At 70.0% G+C, this 10,074-nt stretch carries 8 protein-coding genes; 2 read left to right on the top strand and 6 right to left on the bottom strand.

Annotated features, from left to right (window positions below):
- Positions 1-41: 41 nt before the first annotated feature.
- The 3 genes from AOK15_RS01490 to AOK15_RS01480 all read right to left on the bottom strand — a co-directional run bounded on the left by AOK15_RS01490 (position 42) and on the right by AOK15_RS01480 (position 2,826).
- Positions 42-521, bottom strand: coding sequence for an ATP-binding protein (locus tag AOK15_RS01490; protein ID WP_240508259.1), 480 nt, complete (start codon positions 519-521; stop codon positions 42-44).
- 117 nt (positions 522-638) lie between these two features.
- Complete coding sequence (locus AOK15_RS01485) at positions 639-1,757, bottom strand: fatty acid desaturase family protein (protein WP_055511856.1); 1,119 nt, start codon at positions 1,755-1,757, stop codon at positions 639-641.
- A 7-nt stretch (positions 1,758-1,764) separates the two neighbouring features.
- Positions 1,765-2,826, bottom strand: coding sequence for a ferredoxin reductase (locus AOK15_RS01480; protein WP_055511854.1), 1,062 nt, complete (start codon positions 2,824-2,826; stop codon positions 1,765-1,767).
- Positions 2,827-2,912: 86 nt separating this feature from the next.
- Here AOK15_RS01480 and AOK15_RS01475 point away from each other — a divergent pair, with 86 nt between their 5' ends.
- Together AOK15_RS01475 and AOK15_RS01470 are read left to right on the top strand one after the other, a co-directional pair.
- Positions 2,913-4,052, top strand: coding sequence for a PucR family transcriptional regulator (locus tag AOK15_RS01475; protein WP_055511852.1), 1,140 nt, complete (start codon positions 2,913-2,915; stop codon positions 4,050-4,052).
- Positions 4,053-4,237: 185 nt separating this feature from the next.
- Entirely contained in the window at positions 4,238-4,726 is a 489-nt protein-coding gene (locus tag AOK15_RS01470; RefSeq protein WP_055511850.1) for a GNAT family N-acetyltransferase, read from the top strand.
- A gap of 65 nt (positions 4,727-4,791) precedes the next feature.
- Here AOK15_RS01470 and AOK15_RS01465 read toward each other — a convergent pair whose 3' ends face one another.
- The 3 genes from AOK15_RS01465 to AOK15_RS01455 form a co-directional block, all read right to left on the bottom strand.
- Entirely contained in the window at positions 4,792-6,516 is a 1,725-nt protein-coding gene (locus tag AOK15_RS01465; RefSeq protein ID WP_055511848.1) for an acyl-CoA dehydrogenase family protein, read from the bottom strand.
- 133 nt (positions 6,517-6,649) lie between these two features.
- The gene (locus AOK15_RS01460; RefSeq protein ID WP_055511846.1) at positions 6,650-7,207 is read right to left on the bottom strand and encodes a PadR family transcriptional regulator; all 558 of its coding nucleotides are present in this window, start codon (positions 7,205-7,207) and stop codon (positions 6,650-6,652) included.
- A gap of 692 nt (positions 7,208-7,899) precedes the next feature.
- The coding region (locus tag AOK15_RS01455; RefSeq protein WP_107099309.1) for a response regulator at positions 7,900-10,074 on the bottom strand (2,175 nt) is incomplete at its 5' end.

The following is a 10,074-nucleotide window of genomic DNA, read 5'->3' as shown; positions in this document are numbered from 1 at the left end:
CCCGACGGCCCGGAAGACGTCGCCGACAGGCGAGGTGATCCTCACTCCGGTCGATGATCGGGATCGACATCGGTACCGAGATCGGGATCGGGATCGGTACCGGGAGGGGGAGCGGGATCGGGATCGGGATCTGTGGGGCGGAAGCACGCCGTCACCGTCTTGCCCTGCCGCTGGCACCTGATTCCCCACTCGTCGGCGAGCTTGCGCACGATGGCCACTCCGCGGCCGGAGACCTCACCCGGCTCCGGTTCGCGCTGGCGTGGCAGCGTCGGGTCCTCGTCGTGGACACTCACATGGAGGCAGTCGCCGTCCCAAGTGAGGACCAGGTGTGCGTCGCTGTGCGCGTGGACGTGCGCATTGGTGATCAGCTCGGACACCGCCAGCACGATGGCGTCCACGGTGAGCGGTTCGGCGGCGGCCCAGGCCAGGGACTCCAGACGCCTGCGTGTCCACTCCCGCCCCGCGCGTACTCCCTTGGACATGGGGAACGAGTGCGCCCATCCCATCGCCTTCACCGCCACTGCTCCGGCTCCTTCCCCTTCAGCCATCCCGGCACGTGTAAGCACCGTGTACCCGGCACCCGACGCGACAGGCATGGGGACGGCCCGGTCCCACCAGGTCCGAGCCGGAGACCTGGATCAGGCCGCGGCGAGCTCTCGTTCGCGGTCCGGCGTCTTGACCTTCGGCTTCTTGTTCGGCAGTGAGAGCCGGAAGACCTTGTGCCATGCGGAGAGCACCTGCTTGGGCAGCGGTCCGCTGACGTACTCCAGCTCGTACTTCTCGAACAGCGCGCGCACCTTCACCGCGACCTCGGCGTACCGGTTGCTCGGCAGGTCCGGGAACAGGTGGTGCTCGATCTGGTGCGACAGGTTGCCGGTCATGAAATGCATGGCCTTGCTGCCGCTGATGTTCGCCGAGCCCATCATCTGGCGCAGGTACCACTGGCCGCGCGTCTCGCCCTTGATCGACCGGCGCTCGAAGACCTGTACGCCCTCGGGGAAGTGCCCGCACATGATCACCGAGTGGGACCAGATGTTGCGGACCAGGTTCGCGGTGAACGTGGCGGCGAGCGTGGTGAGGAAGGACGGACCCGACAGCAGCGGATGGATCACGTAGTCCTTGAGCACCTGCTTGCGGATCTTGCGGCCCACGGCCTTGGCCCGCGCGCGGAACTCCGGGTTGTTGCGGCGGCGCTTGCGCAGGTTCTTGCCGAGTTCCAGGTCGTATGCGGCAATGCCGTACTCGAAGAAGCAGGCGTTGATGAAGTTCCACAACGGCTGGCCGAGGTGGAAAGGGTGCCACCGCTGGTCCTCGTCGACGCGCATGATGCCGTAGCCGAGGTCGTTGTCCTTGCCGATCACGTTGGTGTACGTGTGGTGCAGCTCATTGTGCGAGTGCTTCCACTGGTCGGCCGGCGAGACGTGGTCCCATTCCCAGGTGGTGGAGTGGATCTTCGGGTCCCGCATCCAGTCCCACTGGCCGTGCAGGATGTTGTGGCCGATCTCCATGTTGTCCATGATCTTCGCCACGGACAGACCGGCGGTGCCGATCAGCCACGCGGGCGGGAAGAACGAGAACAGCAGTACGCCCCTGCTGGCCAGCTCCAGCTTGCGCTGCGCCGAGATCACCTTGCGGATGTAGGCGGCGTCCTTCTCACCACGGCTGGCGATCACCTCGTCGCGGATCGCGTCCAGCTCGCGACCGAGTTCTTCGATCTGCTCCGCGGTCAGGTGGGCGGTGGGGTCGATGGCGGTCAAGGTGCTCCTACCGTTCGATGTCGCAAGGGCCCGCCGCGGCGGACACGCAGGTCTGGATGAGGACGCCCGGCTCGGCCTCGGTGATCTCGCCGGTGCGCAGGTCGCGGACGGCGCCCGCCTTGAGCGGCGTGACGCAGCCGAAGCAGATGCCCATACGGCACCCGGACGGCATGAGCACCCCGGCCCCTTCGCCGACGTCCAGCAACGGCGTGGTGCCGTCCGCGTCGACGGTCCTGCCGGTGGTGCTGAACGTGACCTCGCCACCGCCGTCGTCGCCGGTGACGACGATGCCGGGGCGGAAGCGTTCGGTGTGCAGGCGTTCTGCGACGCCGTGCTTGGTCCAGTGCTCCTCGGCGGCGTCGAGCAGGCCCGCGGGCCCGCAGGCCCAGGTCTCGCGCTCGGCCCAGTCGGGCACGAGCTCGTCGAGGCGGGCGATGTCGAGCATGCCGTCGGTGTCGGTGTGCAGCTCGGTCAGACGCAGCTTCTTGTCCGCGACCAGGTCGTGCAGATCCTTGCGGAAGATCACGTCGTGGGGCTGTGGCGCGGAGTGGACCATGACGACGTCGTCGAACTCGGTGTCGCGCAGCATGCCCATCACGGGCGTGATGCCGCTGCCGGCCGTCAGGTAGAGCACCTTGGCGGGCTTGGCCCGCGGCAGCACGAAGTCACCGGTCGCCTGGTCCAGCTGGATCAGCGTGCCCGGCTTCACCCTGCGGACCAGGTGGTTGCTGACCCTGCCGTCCGGGATCGCCTTCACGGTGATCGTGACACGGCCGTCCTGGCGGTCGGTCGGTGAGGTGAGCGAGTAGGCGCGCCACAGGCGCACCCCGTCGACGTCGACCCCGATCCGCACGTACTGGCCCGCCGTGTGGCCGCGCCAGCCCCGTCCCGGCCTGATCACGATGGTCGCGGCGTCAGCCGTCTCCGGGTGCACGGCCTCGATGCGCCCCCGCAGGTCGGCGCCCGCACGCAGCGGGCTGACCAGGTCGAGGTAGTCCGACGGCAGTACCGGCGTCGTGACCATCTCCAGCAGTTTCCACGCCCTGCTGCGGAGGGCTGTACTCGTCATGCCTCCAGCTTGATGCGCCTCAGGGCGTAAAGTCCTGACCGTAGGACGTGAATCTGATCGGCGGAATTGTTCGCAGGGAACAAAACATGAGCCATGCAATCCGGAGGGCCACCGAATTGGCCCTCGATGAGACGACGGTCACCGCACTGCGGGCCGAGCTGAGGACCACCGCCGACGAGGTCGTCCAGGCGATCATCGACGAGGTCCCTCCCTACGCCAACGCCCTTTCGGGCAGCATGGGCGGCACCATCCGCCGAGCCGTCCGCACCGCCCTGGGGCACTATCTGGACCTCGCGAGCGGCAAGCCCACGGGCGGCGACGCCGGTGACGCGGCCTACGAGCTCGGCCGCGGCGAGGTGCGCGACGGCCGTTCGATGGACGCCCTGCTCAGCGCCTACCGCGTCGGCGCCCGCGTGGCCTGGCGATGCCTGGCCGCCGGCGCCGTACCCGCGGGTCTGCCCGCCGCCGAGGTCGCCAAGTTCGCCGAGCTGACGTTCGCCTACATCGACGAGCTCTCCGCCGCGAGTGCCGCGGGCCACGCCGACGAACTGGCCGCCCGGGGCCGGGCCCATGAGCGCCACCTGGAGCAACTGGTCCGGGACCTCCTCTCCGGCGCGAGCCCGGACGCGCTGCTCGCCGCTGCTCAGCGGGCGGGGTGGCAGCCTCCGGTCTCGCTGACCGCGGTCCTGCTGCCCGCCGCCGATGCCCGGCCCGCCTACCGTGTCCTCGACCCGAGCACCCTCGTCCTCGACGATCTGCCGGACGCCTTCGGCGTGCTGCTCGTCCCCGATGCCGACCGTTCCCATCTCCTGAGGCAGCTGACCGGCCGCACCGTGGTGGTCGGCCCGGCCCGGCCATGGACCCGTGCGTCCGCCTCGTACGCACGAGCCGTACGCGCGCGCTCCCTCTCCTCCGACATTCGCGACACCGAGGAGCACCTGCCCGAGCTGGTGCTGAGCGCCGACATGGACGCGTTCGCAGACCTGCGTGCCCGAGCGCTCGCCCCGCTGCGGACCCTGCCCGTCGCGACCGCGCGGCGGCTGGAGGAGACGTTGCGGGCGTGGCTCCTGCACCAGGGGAGGCGGGAGGAGGTGGCGGCGGCGCTGTTCGTCCATCCCCAGACCGTCCGGTACCGGATGTCGCAGCTGCGGGAGCTGTTCCCGGACCTCGCCTCGCCGCACCGGGTCCTCGAACTGACGCTGGCGGTCGGCCTTCGGGACAGCTGACACAGACCCGCGTGCCGACCGACATCCCTGCCGATGCACCGAAACGGTCCCGTCCCGTCCCGACACCGGCCGACCGCTCGGCTCGCGGAACGACCGCCCGGCCACCCCGCGCGAGACGGGGCGCGGACTCTCGCCGAACCCAAATGGCAAGCGCCAACCGCCCCTGCGTTGCCACGATGCACCGCATGGATGTCGAGAACCTCAGCGGGCTTCAAGTGGACCGCGCGGAACCATCGGACTGGCCCGCGTTGGCCAAGATCGATTCCGTCGCGGCGGCAGGCGACCACGCACGACGGGACAGCATCCGGCGCTGGTGCGCACAGGGTGTGGCCGTCATGGCCCGAGACTCATCGGGACCCTTGGGTTACTGCGTGCTGGAGTACAGCTTCTTCGAGCAGGGCTTCGTCACCATGCTGATGGTCGCCCCCGGTGCCCGCCGACGAGGTGTGGGCGCACAACTCCTCACGGCCGTCGAGACCATCTGCACCACCGCGAAGCTGTTCACCTCTACCAACGTCTCCAACCACCCCATGCAACAGCTCCTACAACACGCCGGCTGGCACCCCGTCGGTCTGCTCCACGGCCTCGACGAGGGAGATCCCGAACTCTTCTACCTCCGCCCAAGCACTCGACTCCGCGACGCCACGGCCCTCGGAGGTTCAACGACAAGCTGAGACGCCGGAGTGCGGAGTACGGGGTGGCCGCCACCCCGTACTCCGCGGGCGTGTTCGCCAAGGCGTCAGGGCCTCATCTCGTACGCCCCCGACAGCGCCTCCACGCGCTGCCAGACCCGCTCCGAACGCGTGCCGTCGACGACCGGGCGTCGGACCGCGCCGAGTGCCCAGCGCTGCTGCTCCTCGGTCGCGGAGTCCTTGCCGTGCAGTTCGACGGCGTGGGCGGAGAAGTCCCGCACGAGGACGGCGAACAGCTCGTCGAGCACGTCCTCGTCGAGGTCCGAGCGGGCTGCCTGTTCCAGTACCAGCTGCCCGTGGACGACGAGCGCGAACAGCTGCCCGACGGAGAGAAGCAGGTCGAGATCCCGGCTCTGCTTCTCGTCGGGCGCGGCCTTGAGCACGAACTCGCAGAGCGCGTCGGCCTGTTCGCGGAACCGGGCGACGTTGGGCAGATGGGCGTACGAGTCGAAGGCCGGCCGCCAGTCGTGGAAGCGCACCGAGCCGAGCCCTCGGGCCGGCCCCTGCCGGAAGAGGAAGACGTCATCGGCCGCGTCGAGCCGGGTGGGGACGGGCTCGTACGCCACCGGGTCGAGCAGGTGGTTGCGCATGAACTTGAGGATCAGCGCCAGGTTGACGTGGACGGTGCCCTCCAGCTTCGGCAGACCGCGGATCTCGACGGCGGCCTGGGCGAAGTAGTTGTCCTTCTCGAAGCCCTTGGCGGCGATGACGTCCCACATCAGGTCGATGACCTTCTCGCCCTCGGTGGTCACCTTCATCTTCGTCATCGGGTTGAAGAGGAGGTAGCGGCGGTCGTCGGGGCCTGCGGTGCGGAAGTAGTCGACGGCGCGGTCGCTGAACAGCTTCATCCCGACGAGCCGGACGTACGCGTCGGTCAACTCCCGCCGCACATGCGGGAAGGCGGTGACGGGACGGCCGTAGAGCACGCGGTTCTGCGCGTGGGTGACGGCCTCGTACATCGCGTGCTCGCAGATGCCGATCGAGGCGGTGCAGAGGTTGAACTTGCCCACGTTGACGGTGTTGAGGGCGGCGTCGAAGGCGGCGCGGCCGGTGTGCAGGACGTCTGCCGGGGCGACGGGGTAGTCCTCCAGGCGGAACTCGCTGACGAACTTCGAGGAGTCGACGACGTTCTTGACCAGGTGGTACGCCGGGTGGCGGCTGTCGGCGGCGAAGAAGACGTAGCCGTCGGGGCCCTCGACGTCGGTGCGGCGGCCGAAGACCGAGACGAGCCCGGCCGCGTTGCCGTTGCCGATGTAGTACTTGGAGCCGGTGGCCAGGAAACCGCCCGTGCCGTCCGGCTCCAGGAGCATGTCGGTGGAGTAGATGTCGGCGCCGTGCGCCTTCTCGGACAGGCCGAAGGCGAACACCTCGCCCTGCGAGAGCAGTTCGGCGGCACGGGCACGGGCGGCGGGGTTGTCGCTCTGCCAGACCGGGCCGAGCCCGAGGATGGTGACCTGCCAGGCATACCAGTAGTCGAGGCCGTAGAAGCCGAGTATCTCGTTGAGGGCGGCGATGCGGGCGGTGTCCCAGCGCTTGTCGCCCTCGCCCTCCGCGGCGGCGGAGGCGGGCGTGAGGAACGTCGCGAACAGCCCTTCCTCGGCGGCGAAGGCGAGGAAGTCGCCGAGCCAGGCACGGGTCCGGTAGTCCTCGATCAGTCGGCGCCTGCCTCGTTCCTCGAACCAGTCGACGGTGGCGCGCAGCAGCCTGCGGGTCTCCGGGTCGAAGTGCGCGGGGTCGTAGGTCCGCGGGTTGAAGAGCAGCGCGTCGGTCATGAGTGCCGCCTTTCGGCTGAGGGATGAGGGTTGAGGGATGAGGGTTGAGTGCGAACGCAGGTCCCTGGTCCTGTCTGGGATTACGTCCTGGGGGCACGTTCTGGGATTACGTTCTGAGGGCCGGCTCGGCCGGTCAGTGACCGGGGGCGAAGCCCGAGAGTGTGGCGAGGACGTCGTCGAGCCAGGCGATCATCATGCGCTCGTACGCGATACCACCGCGTAGCACGACGTGCTGGAGTTCCCGTTCGGCGTCGATCGGGCCGTCCGCCGGAGGGTCCCCGAAGTCGCGGGCCGCGCCCGCGAGGTAGTGGTCCAGGCGGTCCGTGTGCGCCTGTCGGTGTCGCTCGACCTCACTGATCAGGGCGGCCGGGTCGTCGAAGGCGGCGCCGCGGATCTTCACCGCGAGGTCGTGCCGGACACTGTCGGGCTCGGTCGGTTCATGGAGCCACGCAGAGAGCGCGTCCCGTCCGGGCCCTGCCACGGAGTACTCCTTCTTGTCCGGGCGTCCGTACTGCGGGACCTCGCGGACGTCGACCCAGCCGTCGCTCTCCATCCGCTTGAGTACGCGGTAGATCTGCTGGTGCGTGGCGGTCCAGAAGTACCCGATGGACCGCTCGAACCGCCGGGCCAGCTCATAGCCGGAGCCCGGCTTCTCCAGCAGGGACACGAGGATCGCGTGCTCGAGTGCCATGCGCACGATCTTGCTATGCACCTCGTTGCATAGCAACGCCGTGACGGTGAGACACCGCTCACCCGGTGCGGTCGCCTGCGCCAGTGGCAGGCCTGTTCTGCCCCAGGCGTATGCGGGGGAGGACGAGGTGGGGTGCTTCGGGGCGCGGTCGGCGTCAGGCCGGCGCCGGACGACCTGCGCCCGGCCACCGGCCCGTCCTTCGGTGAGGTCGCGGTGAGGTCGCGGTGAGGGCGTTGTCGCCGCTGATCAGCGTCGGCAGCGGTCGTTCCCACTCGAAACGGGGACGGAGCCTCCGACCCGCGATCGCGCTGCAAGCCGGCGCCGCGGACGCCGTCGCGGACCTTGCCGCCCGCGGGCTCGCCGTCGCCGTCCTCAGCGGCTCCATGGCCGCCCACTACCGCGGCCGGGTCACGGCCCGCACCGTCGATGACGTCGTCACGCCCGCCTTGCTCGCCCTGATCTGGAAGAGCACGCACAGCCCAGGGACGCGTGAGCTGCTCGCGCACACCCGGCGAGCAATCACCAAGCCCGCCCCCCGCCACTTCCCCGTGAACCCGCGGGGTCAGCCCCTGACCATCAGGACGACAGATCTTGAGTTCCCGCCGAAGTTCCTTCAGTTCCAGCGAACTTTCGCCGCACGGCGGATCCGATGTCGGGGTGAGGCGTCGCGTCGGCGGGGCGGGAGCCGGTCCTCAGCACCGGCCGCGCAGTTCCTGCGTGGCCCGGTGCATCTCCTCCGCCAGTCGCGTCAGGACCGCGGGGAGCGGGGCTTCGTCATGAGCCGTCCACGGCCGCCGTGCGACGGCGGCGGCTTCGACGGTCTGGCAGAGTTCCGCCGCCCTGGTGGCTCCCACGGTCGCGCAGCTGCCTTTGAGACGGTGCGCCAGCAGGCGTGCCGCGTCGAAGTCCCCGGCCTCCAGCGTCTGGCGGAGCCGGCCGAGGATGTCGGGGGTCGAGGCCGCGAACGCGTCCGCGATATCGGCGATGTCCTCGGCGGGCAGACCGTCGAGCTCCGCCGGTGCGCTCGAAGTGGCCGACGGGGCGGACCCTGTGGGCGGTTCCGCCGCCACCCACACGGCGATGCGGGCGAGCACCTGCGTCCAGTCCACCGGTTTGGTGAGGTGGTCGTCCATGCCCGCCTCGATGCACCGGACCCGGTCGTCGGGCATGGCCGCCGCCGTCATCGCGATGATCGGGACGCGCTCGGTTCCGGCCTGGCGCCGCCTGATCTCGGCCGTGGCGGCGAGGCCGTCGAGTCCCGGCAGCTGGCAGTCCATGAGGACGAGGTCGTACTGCTTGCGGAGGACGGCCCGCACGGCACGCTCACCGTCGTCGACCACGTCGACCTGGTGGCCGGCCTTCTGCAGGACGAGCCGTGCGACCTGGGAACTGACGTCGTCGTCCTCGACGACGAGCACACGGACCGGGCGGACCGGGCGGACCGGGCGGACCGGGAGCGCCCCGACGCCCGGGTGATCTTGTGTTCCGCCGTCGTACTGCTGGGGGAGGAGCGCCCGGGGGTCGGGCGCCCCGTTCGTGCCGAGCGCGTTCTGGACCGCGGCCAGCAGAAGGCGTCGGCTCAAGGGCAGGGTCACCGACTGGACGATCCGGTCCTTGGTGCGGGAGGCGGCCGGCCATGCGACACCGGTGCGGCCCGGAGTGATCAGCACGATGACGCTGGTCGCTCGGAGTTGGGGGTCGGCGAGGACGGCGTCCGCCAGTGACCCCCTGTCGCGGTCGTCCGGCCTGGCCGGACGCGTACCGGTCCCGGCGAGGGACATGTGGAGGTCGATGACGGCCAGGTCGAACGGCGACGCGGCCGCCGCCGCGGCCTGTAGCGCCGCTGTGGCTGCGGCAGCGTCCGCCGCCTCTTCCACCACCAGCCCGGCACCGGACAGGATGCGGCGCGCCAGGTCCCGGTTGTCCTCGTCCGCGTCGGCGATGAGGACGCGGCGACCGCGCAGTTCCTCGTGGGCGGGGGCGGTCCGGGCGAGGACGTCCAGGGGCAGGGTCACCCAGAAGCGACTGCCGACGCCCTTCACGCTGTCCAGCCCGATCCTGCCGCCCATCAGCTCGACCAACTGCCGGCTGATGGCAAGCCCCAGCCCACTGCCGCCCGTGCGGCGCGTGATGGGCGAGTCGAGCCGACGGAAGGTCTCGAACACCCGGTCCCGGTCCTCGGGGCCGACACCGATGCCCGTGTCACGGACGGTGAACCGCAAGGTCGCCCGGTCGGCGGAGGACGGGGCATGTCGATCGCGTCCAGGCTCCAGCGACAGGCCACGTCGATCCTGGTCCGGCTCCAGTGACGCAGCACATCGATCGGGGTCCGCCTCCAGCGTGACCTCCAGGTCGATCCCGCCCTGGACGGTGAACTTCATGGCATTGCCGATGATGTTGGTCAGCACCTGCCGGAGCCGGACGGGATCGCCGACCACATGCTGGGGGAGGTCCTCGGCCAGGCGGAGCGTCAGCCACAGGCCCTGCCGGTAGGCGTGCGGGGCGAACAGGGCCACGACCTCGTCGCACAACCGGGGCAGGTCGAAGGCCACCCTCTCGATCTTCAGACGGCCCGCCTCGACCTTCGACAGATCGAGGAAGTCGTCCAGCAGACGGAGCAGGTTCTGCGCGGATTCCTGCACGGTGCTCGCGTAATGGCGCTGCTCGTCGTCCATGCGGGTGTCGAGCAGGAGCGCGTTCATGCCCAGAACGCCGTTGATCGGCGTGCGGATCTCATGGCTGACCTTGGCCAGGAACTCGGACTTCGCGGCCGAGGCCCGCACCGCCTCGTCCCGTGCCGTCGACGGGCGCAGCGGACTCTGGCGCGGTACGCGGACGCGCTCGCCCCGGCACGGGCCGAGGCGGTG

It is taken from the genome of Streptomyces ossamyceticus (genome assembly GCF_001418475.1).
Lineage (GTDB): Bacteria > Actinomycetota > Actinomycetes > Streptomycetales > Streptomycetaceae > Streptomyces > Streptomyces ossamyceticus.
This window is presented reverse-complemented; position numbering and strand designations above follow the sequence as displayed.